This window comes from Photorhabdus noenieputensis, assembly GCF_018448935.1.
GTDB lineage: Bacteria > Pseudomonadota > Gammaproteobacteria > Enterobacterales > Enterobacteriaceae > Photorhabdus > Photorhabdus noenieputensis.
The window spans coordinates 60155-77751 of the sequence record NZ_RCWC01000015.1 but is presented as its reverse complement, the minus strand read 5'-3'; the positions used below and the strand labels follow the sequence as shown (position 1 = coordinate 77751).

Annotated in this window: 17 protein-coding genes; all 17 read right to left on the bottom strand. The window is 45.0% G+C overall.

Translation table 11 applies throughout. The annotated features are described in order from the left end of the window. Positions 1 to 8 precede the first annotated feature (8 nt). The 17 genes from mrdA to miaB all read right to left on the bottom strand — a co-directional run bounded on the left by mrdA (position 9) and on the right by miaB (position 17473). The gene (gene mrdA, locus EAE91_RS12085) at positions 9 to 1904 is read right to left on the bottom strand and encodes a peptidoglycan DD-transpeptidase MrdA (RefSeq protein WP_214088711.1); all 1896 of its coding nucleotides are present in this window, start codon (positions 1902 to 1904) and stop codon (positions 9 to 11) included. A 39-nt stretch (positions 1905 to 1943) separates the two neighbouring features. Further along, positions 1944 to 2414 (bottom strand): 23S rRNA (pseudouridine(1915)-N(3))-methyltransferase RlmH, encoded by a 471-nt coding sequence (gene rlmH / locus EAE91_RS12080; protein WP_214088710.1) that lies wholly within the window; start codon positions 2412 to 2414, stop codon positions 1944 to 1946. Positions 2415 to 2416: 2 nt separating this feature from the next. After that, entirely contained in the window at positions 2417 to 2743 is a 327-nt protein-coding gene (gene rsfS / locus EAE91_RS12075; protein WP_082303637.1) for a ribosome silencing factor, read from the bottom strand. 99 nt (positions 2744 to 2842) lie between these two features. After that, entirely contained in the window at positions 2843 to 3520 is a 678-nt protein-coding gene (gene nadD, locus EAE91_RS12070; protein ID WP_214088709.1) for a nicotinate-nucleotide adenylyltransferase, read from the bottom strand. Continuing rightward, positions 3504 to 4544, bottom strand: a complete 1041-nt coding sequence (holA, locus tag EAE91_RS12065; protein WP_214088708.1) for a DNA polymerase III subunit delta — start codon at positions 4542 to 4544, stop codon at positions 3504 to 3506. The genes nadD and holA overlap by 17 nt, the downstream gene beginning before the upstream one ends. After that, positions 4541 to 5089, bottom strand: a complete 549-nt coding sequence (lptE, locus tag EAE91_RS12060; protein WP_214088707.1) for an LPS assembly lipoprotein LptE — start codon at positions 5087 to 5089, stop codon at positions 4541 to 4543. The genes holA and lptE overlap by 4 nt, the downstream gene beginning before the upstream one ends. Before the next feature lie 13 nt (positions 5090 to 5102). Then, positions 5103 to 7685 carry a leucine--tRNA ligase gene (gene leuS, locus EAE91_RS12055; RefSeq protein ID WP_214088706.1) on the bottom strand — a complete coding sequence of 861 codons (2583 nt, stop codon included), beginning with the start codon at positions 7683 to 7685 and terminating at the stop codon, positions 5103 to 5105. 162 nt (positions 7686 to 7847) lie between these two features. Then, entirely contained in the window at positions 7848 to 8573 is a 726-nt protein-coding gene (locus EAE91_RS12050; RefSeq protein WP_049583630.1) for an amino acid ABC transporter ATP-binding protein, read from the bottom strand. Beyond that, positions 8573 to 9247 carry a glutamate/aspartate ABC transporter permease GltK gene (gltK, locus tag EAE91_RS12045; RefSeq protein WP_036776721.1) on the bottom strand — a complete coding sequence of 225 codons (675 nt, stop codon included), beginning with the start codon at positions 9245 to 9247 and terminating at the stop codon, positions 8573 to 8575. The genes EAE91_RS12050 and gltK overlap by 1 nt, the downstream gene beginning before the upstream one ends. Then, positions 9248 to 9988 carry an amino acid ABC transporter permease gene (locus tag EAE91_RS12040; RefSeq protein ID WP_214088705.1) on the bottom strand — a complete coding sequence of 247 codons (741 nt, stop codon included), beginning with the start codon at positions 9986 to 9988 and terminating at the stop codon, positions 9248 to 9250. A gap of 133 nt (positions 9989 to 10121) precedes the next feature. Further along, complete coding sequence (locus EAE91_RS12035) at positions 10122 to 11015, bottom strand: amino acid ABC transporter substrate-binding protein (RefSeq protein WP_214088704.1); 894 nt, start codon at positions 11013 to 11015, stop codon at positions 10122 to 10124. A 436-nt stretch (positions 11016 to 11451) separates the two neighbouring features. Then, positions 11452 to 11913 (bottom strand): carboxymuconolactone decarboxylase family protein, encoded by a 462-nt coding sequence (locus EAE91_RS12030; RefSeq protein WP_214088703.1) that lies wholly within the window; start codon positions 11911 to 11913, stop codon positions 11452 to 11454. A 109-nt stretch (positions 11914 to 12022) separates the two neighbouring features. Then, the gene (gene lnt, locus EAE91_RS12025) at positions 12023 to 13552 is read right to left on the bottom strand and encodes an apolipoprotein N-acyltransferase (protein WP_214088702.1); all 1530 of its coding nucleotides are present in this window, start codon (positions 13550 to 13552) and stop codon (positions 12023 to 12025) included. Positions 13553 to 13559: 7 nt separating this feature from the next. Beyond that, a complete protein-coding gene (corC, locus tag EAE91_RS12020; protein WP_036776710.1) occupies positions 13560 to 14441 on the bottom strand; it encodes a CNNM family magnesium/cobalt transport protein CorC in 882 nt (293 codons plus the stop codon). Between the two features lie 72 nt (positions 14442 to 14513). Beyond that, positions 14514 to 14981, bottom strand: coding sequence for an rRNA maturation RNase YbeY (ybeY, locus tag EAE91_RS12015; protein ID WP_214088701.1), 468 nt, complete (start codon positions 14979 to 14981; stop codon positions 14514 to 14516). After that, complete coding sequence (locus EAE91_RS12010) at positions 14978 to 15955, bottom strand: PhoH family protein (RefSeq protein WP_214088731.1); 978 nt, start codon at positions 15953 to 15955, stop codon at positions 14978 to 14980. The genes ybeY and EAE91_RS12010 overlap by 4 nt, the downstream gene beginning before the upstream one ends. A gap of 87 nt (positions 15956 to 16042) precedes the next feature. Next, the gene (miaB, locus tag EAE91_RS12005; RefSeq protein ID WP_214088700.1) at positions 16043 to 17473 is read right to left on the bottom strand and encodes a tRNA (N6-isopentenyl adenosine(37)-C2)-methylthiotransferase MiaB; all 1431 of its coding nucleotides are present in this window, start codon (positions 17471 to 17473) and stop codon (positions 16043 to 16045) included. Positions 17474 to 17597 lie beyond the last annotated feature (124 nt).

The following is a 17597-nucleotide window of genomic DNA, read 5'->3' as shown; positions in this document are numbered from 1 at the left end:
AGCGTTAATCAGTCACTTTCTGTTCCTGGAGGTGTAGGGGCAGCATTTGGCAATGTTGTGTTGTTATCCCCTAACAGTACATGGTCGAGGATTTGGCGAACAAGGGTTCCCACTGCTGGACCTGCGCCACCATTCTCCAAAATAATGGCAAGGGCTACTGTCGGATTCTCATAAGGGGCGAAAGCAATCATCAGCTTGTGATCTCGTAAATGCTCGGCAACTTTACTGGCGTTGTAGGTTTCATAACTGTAGACCTGTGCTGTTCCCGATTTGGCGGCTGCTTTATAAGGCGTGCCGATAAAACTCTTGTGGCCGGTGCCGTTTGGCAGGTTAGCAACGCCGTACATACCGCTTTTTGCCAATTCCCAGTATCCTGAATGGATATCGCCAATCTGAATATTTTCTGTTTGTTGATAAGGGATCATCTCACCTTTCAGCTTCTTGCTTAGCAGCAGATGTGGTGTTTTTACATTACCGTCGTTAATTAAGGTTATCAGCGCTTTTACTATTTGAATGGGGGTTGCTGTCCAATATCCCTGGCCGATACCAACAGGAATGGTATCTCCTTGGTACCAAGGTTTTTTATATTTTCTTTGTTTCCATTCACGAGTAGGCATGATACCGGTGCGTTCTTCGGCTAGGTCGATGCCAGTGTTTTCGCCATAGCCAAATTTGGTCATCCATTCAGATAGACGATCAATTCCCATATCATAGGCAACTTGATAGAAGAAAGTATCCGCCGATTCTACAATGGCTTTGTGTGCATTGATACTACCACGCCCCCAACGTTTCCAGTCACGGTAGCGTTTTTCTGAACCCGGTAATTGCCACCAACCCGGATCAAAAATGGTGGTATTTTTATTGATAACACCTGTGCTTAGTGCTGCAACGGTAATAAAAGGTTTCACTGTTGAAGCGGGAGGGTAGAGCCCTTGAGTAGCACGATTAATAAGCGGTCTATCAGGGTTGTTTAATAGTTCCTGGTAGTTTTTATTGGAGATACCGTTTACGAAGAGGTTTGGATCATAGCTTGGGTTAGATACCAGCGCCAGAATTTCCCCATTACGTGGATCACTGACAATGACCGCAGCACGGCTGGTTGTGAGGAGTTTCTCAATGTAGGTCTGCAATTCGAGATCGATAGTGAGGTAGATATCTTGTCCGGCCTGTGGTGGTTGTTCATGTAATTGGCGTATCACTCGGCCTCGGTTATTCACTTCGACTTCTTCATAACCTGTTTTGCCGTGTAAAACAGCTTCATAGTAGCGTTCAATACCCAGTTTGCCGATGTCATGGGTAGCTGCGTAATTAGGTAAAATACCTTCTTTATCCAGTCGTTCTACATCTTTATCATTAATTTTAGCAACATAGCCGATGATATGTGTCAGTGCTGAACCATAGGGATAGAAGCGACGTTGGTAGCCTTTTATTTCGAAACCAGGGAAACGATATTGGTTAACGGCAAAGCGTGCGACTTGAATATGATCAAGAGAAGTTTTTAATGGAATAGAGGTAAAGCGGCGCGAACGTTTACGCTCTTTTTCAAAATTGGCAATGTCTTCGTCAGTCAGATCGATAACATTACGTAAATCATTCAGCGTTTGCTCAAGGTTTTCTACCTTTTCGGGGATGATTTCCAACTGGTAGATGGTTCGATTAAGCGCCAATGGTGTGCCGTTACGGTCATAGATGATGCCGCGGCTTGGTGCAATTGGAACCAGTTTAATACGGTTTTCGTTTGAACGGGTTTGATAGTCTTCGTGGCGAGTAATTTGTAAATGGTAAAGATTGGCAATCAGGATACCAGTCAGTACCAGGATGATAATAAACGCCACTAATGCGCGGCGAGCAAATAGGGCTGATTCAGCCGTATAATCACGAAAAGGGGTACGTTTATTTTTCATCCCATTGCCAGAATTCGCTTTTATCCGTTGATAACCAAATTATTCCCGATGATAGGGATGATTGGTGGTAATGCTCCATGCCCGGTACAGGCTTTCCGCAACCAAAACCCGGACCAGAGGATGGGGTAAGGTCAGCGGTGACAGTGACCAACTTTGTTCCGCAGCAGCTTTACATGCTGGAGCGAGGCCCTCTGGCCCGCCTATCAATAAACTGACATCTCTACCATCTCGTTTCCAATGTTCAAGCTGTTGCGCCAGTTGAGGCGTTTCCCAACGGGAACCCGGAATGTCTAGGGTGACAATACGGCTGCCTTTGCCGACAGCGGCCAGCATTTGTTCGCCTTCTTTTTCCAGAATGCGTTTAATATCCGCATTTTTGCCCCGTTTGCCAGCCGGAATTTCTATCAGATCAAATGGCATGTCTTTGGGAAAACGACGCAAATAATCTATAAAGCCGGCCTGTATCCAGTCCGGCATTTTTGTACCTACAGCGATTAATTGCAGCTTCAAACTCAGCTCCAGAGCTTTTCAAGTTCGTACATGCGGCGGCTCTCTTCTTGCATGACATGTACGATAACTTCACCGAGGTCTACGACAATCCAGTCAGATATGCCTTGTCCTTCAACACCAAGTGGGATCAGGCCGCTTGCACGACAGTCATCAACCAGATTATCTGCGACAGACATCAGGTGGCGGTTGGAAGTTCCGGTGCAGATAATCATACAATCGGTAATACTGGATTTCCCTTGGACATCCAGGGAAACGATATCCTGTGCTTTGGAGTTTTCAAGCTTATCAATAACAAACTGTTGGAGTTCTTTACCTTGCAAAAGGCTCATCCTTATTTTTTTATCACAATTGATTAAATAGTGCGGAATAATAGCATGTCAGGTCACTTAAGGGTAAGCCAACTAAGCGACTAATCGAGGCAGATTTCGCTATTGGCGATATAACCCCTGTGAATCTATATACTTTTGTACTGAAAGGGGGAGTAAATCGTCACAACTTAACCCTTGCTGGTGGCGCTGACGGATGTCTGTTGCTGAGATAGGCAGCAGAGGTGTATCTGCCAGATAGATATAACCGTTAGGTTGATTACTAAGCTGGTTTGGATCGCAGATTTGATGTTCTGTAAACCATTGTTGCATTTTAGTTGTGGAAAACTGGGTTTGATAACCAGGACGAGCGCAAACCAGTAAATGGCAGAGGCTCAGCAGTTCTTGCCAACGATGCCAAGTATGCAGTGATAACAAAGCATCTTGGCCAATTATAAATGCCAAAGGTTGCTTGTTACCAAATTCCTGGCGGAATGACTCTAACGTATCAATTGTGTAGGAGGGCGTGGTGCGCTCTAGTTCACGTTTATCGATGGTAAACAGAGGGTTATTTTGTACTGCCAGTTGTACCATTTCAAGCCGCTGTTGTGCGGAGGCTTCTGGCTGTGGGCGGTGTGGCGGAACGTGATTTGGTAGTAAAATCACTTGTTTTAGGCCAATTTGATATGCCAGGGTTTCAACTGGCTGCAAGTGCCCGTAATGGATGGGGTCGAATGTTCCACCAAATAATGCTTGAATAACGGGTTGTTTCGGGCAAGTTGAATTAGTGGTATGAGGCATTAAGAAAGCTCTCAGGTAAGATTTTTCCACATAACAGCATGGAAAGAGTTTCCAAATCTGACCAAATAGATTGGCCGTAATCCTGTTTGATCTGGCGTTCCATCTGTACAAGTAAATGAATTGCTCGCTGCAAATCATGTTGAGTGAGACGTTGTAGTGCACTTGTCAGTAATGGGCGACGGTTTTGCCATACCCGATGCTGATCTAACAGCGCTTTCATTGGCGTTATGGTACCTTGACGTTTCAGCGTGAGTAGTAGCAGTAACTCCCGCTGTACGGTACGTAGTAGAATAACAGCTTCGCAATCTTCCTGTTTTAACTGTTTCAGAATATGCCAGGCTCGTTTTGCTTTACCTGCTAATAACGCGTCTACCCAGTGATAGGGTGTAAAGTGAGCCGCATCATTCACTGCGTTTTCAATACGATGTAAGGTCAGTTTACCATCTGGATATAGCAACGAGAGTCGTTCAAGTGCTTGAGCCAACGCCAGTAAATTTCCTTCATAGCAGTAACACAGTAGTTGATTGGCCTGTTCTTCCAACATCAATTTCATGGCTTTGGCCCGTTGTGCAACCCATTGCGGCAGACGGTTCTGTTCGGGGGTCTGACAACTGACGTAAACACCGTTTTTTCCTAGCACTTTGAACCAGTTACTGTTCTCCTGAGCTTTGGTCAATTTTAGACCACGTAGTATTAACAGTATATCTGGGTGAAGAAGCTCTGCCAGTTTTACCAGTTGTTCAGCCATTGCTGCGTTAGGGCCATTTTCCGGCAGAAGCAAAGTGAGTGTTTGACGGCTAGCAAATAGACTTAATGACTGACAGATACCAAATATCTCATCCCATTCGGTATGATTATCCAGCGTATAGGTGAAGTGTTCAGTGAAAGCGTGTTTTTCAGCAGCCTTGCGGATATGATCCTGACTTTCCTGTAATAGTAGGGGTTCATTACCCCATATCAGATAACAGTTTCGCAGCCCCTCATTGAGCTGCGAAATTAGTTGTTCGGGATAGAGTTTGATCATTGTGCTTGCGCAGCTTGCTGTCCCGCCTGTTTTTCTCTGGCTTTCTGCTCTTCTGCGTTATGAACAGTCAATAACTGGCGAACTAGCCGACGAGCGGCTTGTTCACGCATTTCCTGATTGATTATCTCGTTTTCAGCATCTTTCGCCAGGGCCTCTAATGGGTTGTCGAAAAAAGAGCGGTCAACCCTGGATCGTATTGGATATACGCTGCCGTCTGGCATAATGACTTGTGCATTAACGTACAATGTCAGTTGGCGTTCAGCAGCTTTACCATCTTGGAAAACAGAGACAGTATCTTTATTTTCAGAAGAGTCGATTAACTTCAAAATAGGAATATCAGCACTACCATCCTCAATAATAGTGACGTTATTCAGACGAAGCTGTTGGCGAACAGAACGGGCTAGTGGCCCATATGGGTCACTGCTTGTTAATTGCAGCTTTTTGAGTTCTGGTGGTACCTGAGTGGTGCCGCGCAGATGAAAACCGCAGCCAGCGGTGACTAGCACCGCCAACCCCAGCAACAACGTTAAAATACGATGTCGCACATTGCCTCCTTTATCAGCCGACGACCAGATTCAGCAGTTTGCCTGGTACATAAATGACTTTGCGAATAGTGACGCCTTCAAGGTATTTCGCCACACCATACTCTTGTGCCGCCAGATCATGAACATATTCTTTCGTCGCATCGGCTGGCACAGTAACACGACCACGCACTTTACCGTTAACTTGAATGACGACCAGCTTGGTATCGTCAACCATTGCCTGTTCATCAGCTTGTGGCCAATCAGCCGTATCAATATCACCTTCACCACCCAGAGCTTGCCACATAATAAAGCAAGCATGAGGAGTTATTGGTGACAACATACGGACAACCGCCAACAGAGCCTCTTGCATCAGAGCGCGATCCTGCTCGGTTTCCTGTGGTGCGCGGGTCAGTTTATTCATCAATTCCATTACCGCAGCGATAGCCGTATTGAATGCTTGGCGGCGACCAACATCATCTGTGACTTTAGCGATGGTTTTGTGCAGATCACGGAATAGATCTTTTTGTTCCACTGTCAGGTTTGTGATGTCTAGCGGTTGAGTCGTCCCTTTGCTGCTATGCTCATAAACCAAGCGCCACACACGTTTCAGGAAGCGATTTGCTCCTTCAACGCTGGATTCTTGCCATTCTAGCGTCAGCTCTGGTGGCGCAGCAAACATCATAAACAGGCGAACGGTATCAGCACCATATTTTTCTACCATCAATTGTGGGTCAATACCGTTGTTTTTGGATTTAGACATTTTGCTCATGCCGGTATAAACCAGCTCATGGCCTTCTTTATCCGTCGCTTTAACGATACGGCCTTTATCATCACGTTCAACGATAGTATCAGCCGGGGAAACCCAAATTTTTTCACCATTTTTGCCGATGTAATAAAAAGCATCGGCTAGAACCATGCCCTGACATAACAAGCGTTTGGCAGGTTCATTGGAATTGACCAGGCCGGCGTCACGCATCAGTTTGTGGAAGAAACGGAAATACATCAGATGCATGATGGCATGTTCGATACCACCGATGTACTGGTCAACTGGCAGCCAATAGTTAGCCGCTGCTGGATCGAGCAGACCTTTGTCATAATCTGGGCAGGTGTAGCGAGCGTAGTACCAGGATGATTCCATAAAGGTATCAAAGGTATCAGTCTCACGTAGTGCTGGCTGGCCGTTGATAGTGGTTTTTGCCCACTCAGGATCAGCTTTAATTGGGCTGGTGATGCCATCCATTTTGACATCTTCCGGCAGAATAACAGGCAGTTGATCTGCTGGAACTGGCACAACTGTGCCATCTTCCAGTGTTGCCATTGGAATAGGAGCACCCCAGTAACGTTGACGGGAAACCCCCCAGTCACGCAGACGATAGTTGACTTTACGCTTACCTACGCCCATTTCCACCAGTTTATTAGCGATGGCATTAAAACCGGCTTCGTGATTCAGACCGCTAAATTCACCGGAATTAAACAGAACATTTTTATCCGTTATCGGGGCTTCATGAACATTTGGTTCATTACCTTCATTGTCCAGAATAACGGTTTTCATTGGCAGGTTATATTTTGTCGCAAATTCCCAATCGCGTTGATCGTGGCCGGGAACTGCCATGACAGCGCCAGTGCCGTATTCCATCAGGACGAAGTTTGCAACCCAGATTGCTACTTTCTCTTTGGTCAATGGATGAATAGCAAACATACCGGTTGCCATGCCTTTTTTCTCCATTGTTGCCATATCTGCTTCTGCAACTTTGGTATTACGGCACTCATCAATGAAAGCAACCAGTTCAGCATTATTTTCTGCTGCTTGTTTTGCCAGAGGATGACCGGCGGCAATCGCAACATAAGTGGCACCGAGGAACGTATCAGGACGAGTGGTATAGACGGTCAGCTTCTCCTGACTATCAGCCACATCAAAAGTGATTTCTACCCCTTCGGAGCGACCAATCCAATTGCGCTGCATGGTTTTGACCTGTTCAGGCCACTCTTCCAGCGTATCCAGATCATTTAACAACTCTTCGGCATAATCAGTGATCTTGATAAACCACTGTGGAATTTCTTTACGTTCAACTTTAGTGTCACAACGCCAACAACAGCCATCGACCACTTGTTCATTAGCTAGAACGGTCAGATCGTGAGGGCACCAGTTAACTGCGGAGGTCTTTTTATAAACCAGACCCTTTTCATACAATTTGGTGAAAAACCACTGTTCCCAACGGTAATATTCTGGGGTACAGGTTGTGACTTCACGATCCCAATCGTAACCGAAGCCCAGTGTTTTCAACTGACCTTTCATATATTCGATGTTGGCATAGGTCCACGGAGCGGGCGCGGTATTATTTTTGACCGCGGCCCCTTCCGCAGGCAGGCCAAACGCATCCCAACCGATAGGTTGCAGGACGTTTTTACCCAGCATACGTTGGTAGCGAGAGATAACATCGCCGATAGTGTAATTGCGTACATGGCCCATGTGTAGTCGGCCAGAAGGGTAAGGTAGCATGGACAGGCAGTAATATTTTTCTTTGCTGTTATCTTCTGTCACTTTAAAAGTTTGCTTCTCTTGCCAGTGAAGCTGAACTTGCGGCTCTATATCTTCTGGACGGTATTGTTCTTGCATGGCACCGATAATCCTATGGTGAGTAAAAAGCTACGCTTGTAGCAATCATTTAGTTGGTAAAATATGAGATCGGCATAGCATATCTGATTTGATATATAAGAAACAGTGGTTCTGAGGGAAAATCCGATGGTGACGGGAGTCACCACCAGAGATGAAATGAGGTTAGTGAAGAATTTTAGCGAGAAATTCTTTGGCGCGATCTGATTTTGGATTCGCAAAGAAATCTTCTTTCTTACTATCTTCAACAATTTTGCCTTCATCCATAAAGATAACTCGGTTAGCTACCTTACGCGCGAAGCCCATCTCGTGAGTAACAACCATCATGGTCATCCCTTCGTCTGCCAGTTTAACCATGACATCAAGTACTTCATTAATCATTTCAGGATCGAGTGCGGAAGTGGGTTCGTCGAATAGCATGGCAATTGGGTCCATACAAAGGGCACGGGCGATTGCTACACGTTGCTGTTGACCACCGGAAAGTTGAGACGGGAATTTATTCGCCTGACTGGCAAGCCCAACGCGTTCAAGTAATTTCAACCCTTTTTCTTCCGCCGCTTTTTTATCACGATTAAGCACTTTAATCTGTGCCAGAGTTAAATTCTCGATGATGGAGAGATGAGGGAACAGTTCAAAATGCTGGAACACCATGCCGACTTTAGAACGTAATTGTGCCAGATTGGTGTTTTTGTCATTGACTTTAATGTCATTAACCAGAATTTCACCCTGTTGGATGGATTCCAGGCCATTAACCGTTTTTATCAGGGTGGATTTGCCTGAGCCAGATGGGCCACAGACCACAACGACTTCACCTTTTTTAACTTCAGTTGAGCAGTCGGAGAGAACCTGAAATTGGCCATACCACTTGGATACATTTTTCAGGGAGATCATCAAACAGTCCTTTTCTTCAAATAGTTAACCAGCATAGATGCGGCAATACTAATAATAAAATAAACCAAACCAGCAAATAGGATCATTTCGACCTGAGTGCCATCACGCTCACCGATATTTGCCGCAGTACGGAAAAAGTCCGCCAGACTGAGCACATACACCAATGAGGTGTCTTGAAACAGTACGATCCCCTGTGTTAGTAACAGCGGAGTCATCGCACGGAATGCCTGAGGCAGGATAACTAGCCTCATACTTTGCATTGGCGTCATACCCAATGCCAGTGCTGCCGAAGATTGCCCGCGGGAGATACTCTGAATTCCTGCCCGGATAATTTCTGAATAGTAAGCGGCTTCGAAAAAGGCAAACGCGACCATAGCTGAAATTAAACGAATATCTGTTTTCGGAGAAATCCCCAGAACATTTTGCACTAGACTAGGCACAATCAGGTAGAACCATAACAGTACCATAACTAGTGGCACAGAACGGAACAGATTGACATATAAAGTGGCAAACCAGCTCAGTACTTTTATCGAAGAGAGCCGCATCACGGCCAGTACGGTTCCCCAGAGAATACCGACAACAACAGCAATAATAGTGATTTTTGCTGTAATGACTAAGCCTTGTAGCAGAAACGGGATACTGGGGATAATCGAACTCCAGTCAAACTCGTACATTTATTGACCTCCAATATTACCCGGTAAACGTACTTTTTTCTCAAGCAAGTGCATGGCAAGCATGATCACCAGATTGATTCCGACATAGGCCAGTGTAATTGCCGTGAATGTCTCATAAGCATGTGCTGAGTAATCAAGTAACTTACCTGCCTGTGCTGCCATATCGACCAGGCCAATAGTGGAGGCGATGGCGGAGTTTTTTACCAGATTCATCATTTCTGACGTCATGGGTGGAATGATCACTCGATAGGCATTGGGTAATAGGACATAGCGATAGGTTTGTGGCAAGGTTAGCCCCATTGCCAATCCTGCCGATTTCTGACCGCGTGGTAGTGATTGTATGGCGGCACGAACCTGCTCACACACACGTGCCGCGGTGAAAAGACCTAAACAGACAGTGGATGAGAGAAAAAATTGAATATTAGGGTCCAGTTCAGTTTTAAACCACAGGCTGATTTTTTCTGGCAGTAGTTCAGGTACAACCAGGTACCAGATAAAAAATTGAACTATCAGCGGTACGTTACGAAAGAGCTCAACATAACAGGTACCTATTCCAGATAGTATTTTATTGGGAGCAGTACGCAAGATGCCGAACAGTGAGCCGACAACGAAAGCGATAATCCAGGCGCAGATAGACAAGGCAATCGTCACCTGAAATCCAGCTATTAACCAGCCTAGATAAGTCGTATTGCCGAAAGGGGCAGCTTGCAAAAAGATGCCCCAGTTCCAATCGATTGACATAATAATACTCCCTGTGAGGGTGTAGCTTAATCCCCTAAAAGCGATTGATTGGCTGAGAAAAAAAAGCGAGGTAGGGAACGGCCACCTCGCACCCTGTGATGCCAATCAAATAGCCATTTTTTTAATTATATTTCTAGTCAAGCGCCTTATCATTTGGCGATTTAAATAGTGCTTTCATTTCATCAGACAAAGAGAAATTCAAATTCAGGTTCTTGGGTGGAATCGGGTGTTTGAACCAGCGCTCAAATGATTTCTCTGCCACGCCAGAGGTTTGCGCCTGAACAATGGTCTCATCGATCAGCTTCTTGAATTGAAGATCGTCTTTGCGCGATATACAACCATAGGCTTCTCTAGACTGAGGTGTACCAACAATTTCCCACTGATCAGGTTTTTTCGCTTTGGCGCGTTCACCTGCTAGCAGAGCGTCGTCCACCATAAAGGCGATGGCACGGCCGGACTCCAGAGTACGGAATGAGTCGCCATGATCTTTTGCACTGATGATGCGCATTTTCATGTTTTTCTCATCGTTAAGTTTATTCAGCAATATTTCAGATGTGGTACCTGCTGAGACAACGACATTTTTACCGGCTAAATCAGGGAAATCTTTTATACCGGAACCTTTTTTAGTCAACAAACGGGTATTAACAATAAAGATAGAGTTTGAGAAAGAGACTTGTTTTTGGCGTTCAAGGTTATTGGAAGTGGAACCGCATTCGAAATCATAAGTGCCATTTTGTAGCAATGGGATGCGATTTTGAGAAGTCACGGGTATCAATTTTACTTGCAGATTTGGTATATCCAGTTTCTTCTTCACTGCTTCAACAATCAGATTAGAATAATCCTGAGAGTAGCCGACGACTTTTTGCTGATTATCGTAGTAAGCAAAAGGTACGGAAGATTCACGATGCCCTACAATGATCACGCCATCATCTTTAATCTTTTTCAGTGTTCCCGTTAACTCTTCGGCCTGAACAGCCCCCGCCATGCCAAGTAACATCATGGTTAGTACTAGGTTACGCATACGCATATACAACTCCTTTAATGTGGCTATCGTTTGCGATGTTGTTGTGTTTGCAAAAGTCTCTCTGTGATTTGTTTTTAATCGAGGATCATTTGCTGTTATATGTATATATAGTGTTAAAAAATAGTACAAAAGGGTTAGTCAATGAAAATGAATTGTTTCTGTTTCGGGAGCTGTCTCGCACTATAAATGAACAATGTTGTTTATCTTGCACAATAAAGGTGCTTGATTATCATTTTTTTAGTGCGTTTTCCCATTTTGGGTTAGTTAAACAGCTATTTTCCTTTTCATTCATAGAGATAACAGCAATTAGCGTGCCAAAATAGTAAAGAGGGTAAAAAATTAATACCAATAAGTTGTTTAAGTAAATTATTTGTATAACGTAGAGTAATATCAGTTATTGAGAGTTGGCACTGTTGATTATTAACCATGCCAAATTATTTTAGGATAGGTCAGAGGTAGAATTGGGCAAAGTATATTTCATACCAATTGCCAGACGATTCCACAGGTTGATAAGGCCGATTAACAATGTTAAATCGACAATCTCTTTTTCATCAAATTCTGCTAATAACGGGGTGTAATGTTCATCTTCTGCCCCAGTCTCGGCAACCCGAGATAAAGCCTCTGTCCAGCCTAACGCCGCACGTTCCCGTGATGTAAAAATAGTTGCTTCTTTCCAAGCACTCAGGAGGTAGAGTTTTTGTTCGCTATTTCCTGCCTTGCGGGCAGCCTTGTAATGCATATTAAGGCAAAAGGCACAGCCATTGATTTGGGAAACTCTGACTTTGATGAGTTCGATGAGTGCCTTACCGAGAGTGGATTGGTAAGTTAATTCATCGACTTTCACGACTGCGTTATAAAGCTCCGGTGAAATTTCCGATGGTTGCAGACGTTTTGCTTGCATAACTTGTTACTCCTTTGTTTTTCTATCAATTGGATGGAAAATGGATTAAAAGTTAATCTGTTTTTGCGTGGTGCAAGGGAGCAGTTTTGCTCCCTTTTGGCTACATGGATTAAGATTTACGGCGGTTATATGTTAAGGCAAACAGGGCAAACAATACGGTAATTATCCATACCGGCCAGTTACCCCAGCGAGCATAGGGTGTTATCCCGGTTGCGGGTGTCACTTTAGCTGCCAAAACATTACGGGTAAATTGTGGGAGTGCTGCTTGCACTTCTCCGTCCGGGCTGATAACGGCTGTAATGCCGTTATTGGTACTACGTAGTAATGGGCGTCCTAATTCGAGGGAGCGCATGCGTGCCATTTGGAAATGTTGCCAGGGGCCAATTGAACCGCCAAACCAAGCATCATTGGAAACAGTAAGTAAGAATTCGGTATCCGGTTTGAAATTCGCACGAACCTGTTCACCCAGTATGATTTCATAACAGATAGCGGTGGTCAGGTTATATCCTGCAACAGAAAGCTGTGGTTGAATGTAGTTGCCACGGCTGAATGAAGACATGGGTAAGTTGAAGAATGGTGCCAGAGGACGGAGTAGAGATTCCAGCGGAACAAATTCGCCGAATGGTACCAGATGATATTTATCGTAACGAATAGCTGCCGGATATTGATAAGGTATTTTATCGCCGAGTACAATCACGCTGTTATAGATCTTATCACTGTTGCCAACGGCTCTTTCATCGACAATACCGGTAATAAGGCTGGTATGTTGATTGCGTAACAGCTCATCCAATTTTGTTAGAAAATGACGTTGATAACTTTCCAATGAAGGAATGGCAGACTCCGGCCAGATGATTATCGGTATTTTGCCGATATAGGGCAGGCTATTGTCCATGTAGATGTCCATAGTTTCGTTGAGCATGTTAGGGACCCATTTTAGGGATTGTGGGATATTTCCCTGAACTAGCGCGACGTCAACTGTTTTTTCAGGCAGTAGGTTGTACCACTGATAATGGCGTATTGACCACGGTAATAGCAAAATGGCGGCAGCGATAATACCGGCGACTATTTTCCGATGTATGACGGCCAGAACGGATAACCCACTGATAGCCATCAACAGGAATGTGATGGCCTCAACACCCAAAATTGGCGCAATGGCTTTCATTGGACCATCTAATTGGCTATAGCCGAATTGTAGCCAGGGGAAACCGGTTAGAATCCAGCCTCGCAGGAATTCAGTGAGTTGCCATAATGCAGGTGCTGCTACAGCCAGCCTCACCCCGTTCGTTTTTGCGAAGAAACGGTTGAGTAAGCCAGCGAATAAAGCAGGATAGAGTGAGAGATAGGCGGCAAGTAATATGACCAGCAGAATATTGACCGCGGTTGGCATGCCACCGAAATTGGCAATGCTGACATACACCCAGTTTGTACCACTGCCAAACAGACCGAATCCCCAACAAAAAGCAATAAATGCCGCTTGTCGGGGTGTTCTATTCAAAGTCAGAAGTTGTAGTCCAAACAGGGAGATAATAGCGGCAGGCCAGAAGTCAAAAGGCGAAAAAGCCAGTGTTCCACTGGCTCCAAAGAATAGTGCCAGCAGGGCGCGCAGCCGCTGGCAATTTAATAATGAAGCTTTGTTCATTCAGATTTTATTCTTCTTCAAGGTTAGGTATTGGCGCATCGTCCGGTATCGTAACATAAACCTGAATAATTCTTCGGCTATCGGCCATAGCAACTTTAAAGAGATAACCGTTGATATCAACGGACTCCCCTCTGGCTGGCAAATGACCGAATGCCTGCATAACCAGACCGCCAATAGTATCCACTTCTTCATCACTGAATTGGGTGCTAAAGGCTTCATTAAAGTCTTCAATCTGAGTTAGAGCTCGTACCGTATAGGTATGACGGCTCAAGGCACGAATATCGACATCTTCTTCTTCATCGTATTCGTCTTCAATTTCACCGACGATCAGTTCAAGAATATCTTCGATAGTGACTAGGCCCGATACACCACCAAACTCATCAATGACGATTGCCATATGATAACGTTGAGAACGGAACTCTTTCAGCATGCGGTCAACCCGTTTACTTTCAGGTACAACGACAGCCTGACGCAGAACCTTATCTATGCTGAATGGAGGGGCATCGGTGCGCATAAATGGCAATAGGTCTTTTGCCATCAAAATCCCTTCAATATGATCTTTATCTTCACTGATCACAGGGAAACGAGAGTGAGCCGAATCGATAATTACATCCAGACATTCGTCCAGGGTTTGATTACGTTTTAAGGTAACGATTTGAGAACGGGGGATCATGATATCCCGGACACGTTGATCGGAAATATCCATTACCCCTTCGAGCATATCGCGGGTATCAGGATCAATCAGATCGTTTTGTTCAGAGTCACGGATCAATTCCACCAGTTCATCACGGCTTTTTGGCTCACCGTGAAAAAGCTGGTTAAGAAGAAGAGTGAAAAACCCTTTCTTAGGGCCAGGATTATCGTTACTTGAAGGATGGTCGTCGCTCATGGCGTTTTAATGAAAATTTCCCATTAAATAAGTTATTGTTGGTATTTTTTAGCATAAAAATGGTACGAATGGTTACTCTTTTTCTGCAAGGTAGGGGTCAGAATAACCCAACTCTTGCATAATTTCTGTTTCCAAAGATTCCATTTCTTCCGCTTCGTCATCTTCGATATGGTCATAACCCAGCAAATGTAAGCAGCCGTGCACAACCATATGCGCCCAATGTTCTTCTACTGTTTTTTGTTGCTCCTCTGCTTCTTTTTCAACAACCTGACGACAGATAATGAGATCACCAAGCAGGGGTAAATCAACCTCTGGTGGTGCTTCAAATGGGAAAGATAACACATTTGTTGGCTTATCTTTACCACGGTAGGTCAGATTTAAATCGTGGCTTTCTGCCTCATCAACAATGCGGATAGTGACTTCACTTTCTGGTTGAAATTGAGGTAAAACCCCATCCAGCCAGCGCTGGAACAGGGTTTCTTCAGGAAGACCTTGTGAATGTTCACAAGCAATTTGTAAATCAAGTATGACTGAACTCATTGTGCTTCCTGCTTGCGTTGCTCGTTGAGTGTCTGTTTGCGTTTTTGCTCGGTTGCTTCCCACTCTTCATAGGCAATGACAACTTTGGCTACCACCGGGTGGCGGACAACATCATCACTGTGGAAAAAGTTGAAACTCAGCTCACCGACGCCTGATAGAACTTCAATGGCATGGCGTAGGCCGGATTTCTGTCCACGAGGCAGGTCGATTTGCGTAACATCACCGGTAACAACCGCTTTGGAGTTGAAGCCGATACGAGTCAGGAACATCTTCATCTGTTCGATGGTCGTGTTCTGGCTCTCATCCAGAATAATAAAAGCGTCGTTTAAGGTTCGTCCACGCATATAAGCTAACGGAGCAACTTCAATAACGTTACGCTCGATCAGCTTTTCAACTTTTTCAAAACCTAGCATTTCAAATAGAGCATCGTAGAGTGGACGCAGGTACGGATCAACTTTTTGGCTCAGGTCGCCAGGTAGAAAACCCAATTTTTCACCCGCTTCTACTGCCGGTCGGGTTAGCAGGATACGGCGGATTTCCTGCCGTTCCAGTGCATCAACCGCAGCAGCGACGGCCAGGTAAGTTTTTCCCGTACCGGCAGGGCCAATCCCAAACGTAATATCATGGCTAAGGATATTGGCAATATACTGCGCCTGATTGGGCGTCCGTGGTTTCACCATGCCGCGTTTGGTGCGAATGTTAACAGCTTTACCGTATTCGGGTATGCTCTCGGCGGTTTGTTCCAGAACTCGGCTCTCAGTAATTGCCAGATGGATCTGTTCTGGTTTGATATCTGGCCTCACCCCACGGACAGGGGAAGTTTCCGCATATAAATGCCGTAGGATATTAGTGGCTGCGCTAACGCACAGCGGTTTGCCCATCAGTTTAAAACGGTTATCACGACGGCTAATTTCAATACCTAACCGGCGTTCAAGCTGCTTCAAATTGTCATCAAACGGCCCACACAGGCTCATTAGGCGCTGATTATCGGCTGGTTCGAGGAAAATTTCCTGAGTTGCTATTTGTGAATGAATTTGTTGAATCACTGATTATCTCTATATTTAGGGCTGATAAGTGCCGACCCCGATTTCATCTTCTTTACGGGTACGGGCTATAACGGACTCAGGTGATTCGTGTGTACGAAGATCCATTTGATCTTCGGTACGGATAACTTTACCGCGTAGTGAGTTGGCGTAAACATCAACAATTTCAACATCAACGAATTTGCCAATCATATCAGGCTGACCTTCAAAGTTGACAACCCGATTGTTTTCGGTACGGCCAGAAAGTTCCATCACATTCTTACGGGAAGTTCCTTCAACCAGAATACGTTGTACACTGCCCAACATAGCACGGCTGTAGCTCATTGCTTGTTGGTTGATACGTTGTTGTAACAGGTAAAGACGCTGTTTCTTCTCTTCTTCGCTGACGTCATCAGGCAGATCGGCTGCCGGTGTTCCCGGACGAGCGGAATAGATGAAGCTGTAGCTCATATCGAAATTGACATCAGCGATCAGTTTCATGGTTCTCTCGAAGTCATCTTGGGTTTCACCTGGGAATCCGACAATGAAATCAGAGCTTATCAAGATATCAGGACGTGCTTTACGCAGTTTGCGGATAATGCTCTTATACTCAAGGGCGGTGTGGGCACGTTTCATCAACGTTAGAATACGGTCCGAGCCACTTTGCACCGGTAGATGCAGGAAGCTAACCAATTCCGGTGTATCTTCGTAAACAGCAATAATATCGTCTGTAAACTCAATTGGGTGGCTAGTCGTAAAGCGAATACGGTCAATACCATCTATAGCCGCGACTAAACGAATTAGCTCAGCGAAAGAGCAAATATCACCATCATAAGTCGCGCCACGATAAGCGTTCACGTTCTGACCGAGAAGGTTGACTTCACGTACGCCTTGCGCGGCAAGTTGTGCGATTTCAAACAGAACATCATCACATGGGCGGCTAACCTCTTCTCCGCGGGTATAAGGTACGACACAGAAAGTACAGTATTTGTTGCAGCCTTCCATAATAGAAACGAAAGCAGACGGGCCTTCAGCGCGTGGTTCAGGAAGGCGGTCAAATTTCTCGATTTCTGGGAAGCTGATATCAACAACTGGGCTGCGGGTACCTTTCACCTGGTTGATCATCTCAGGTAAACGGTGCAATGTTTGCGGCCCGAAAATAATATCTACGCATTGAGCACGCTGACGGATGAAATCCCCTTCCTGAGAGGCGACACAGCCACCGACTCCAATGATGATATCTGGATTAGTATCTTTTAGGTTTTTCCAGCGGCCTAATTGATGGAAAACCTTTTCCTGTGCTTTTTCGCGGATTGAACAGGTATTTAATAGCAAAATGTCTGCTTCTTCGGCGACATCGGTTAACTGATAACCGTGAGTACTTTCCAGCAGGTCGGCCATTTTAGATGAATCATATTCATTCATCTGACAGCCCCAAGTTTTAATATACAGTTTTTTTATCGTCGACATTTTCTTGTGCATCCAAGCTTTCTACCGCGCTGAAAAGTGTTATTACACGGCAAAAGCAATTGTGTATTAGGCATAAAGTTGTCGGATATTGTAGTCATTTGCAGGAGCAGTGACCAGACTGTTA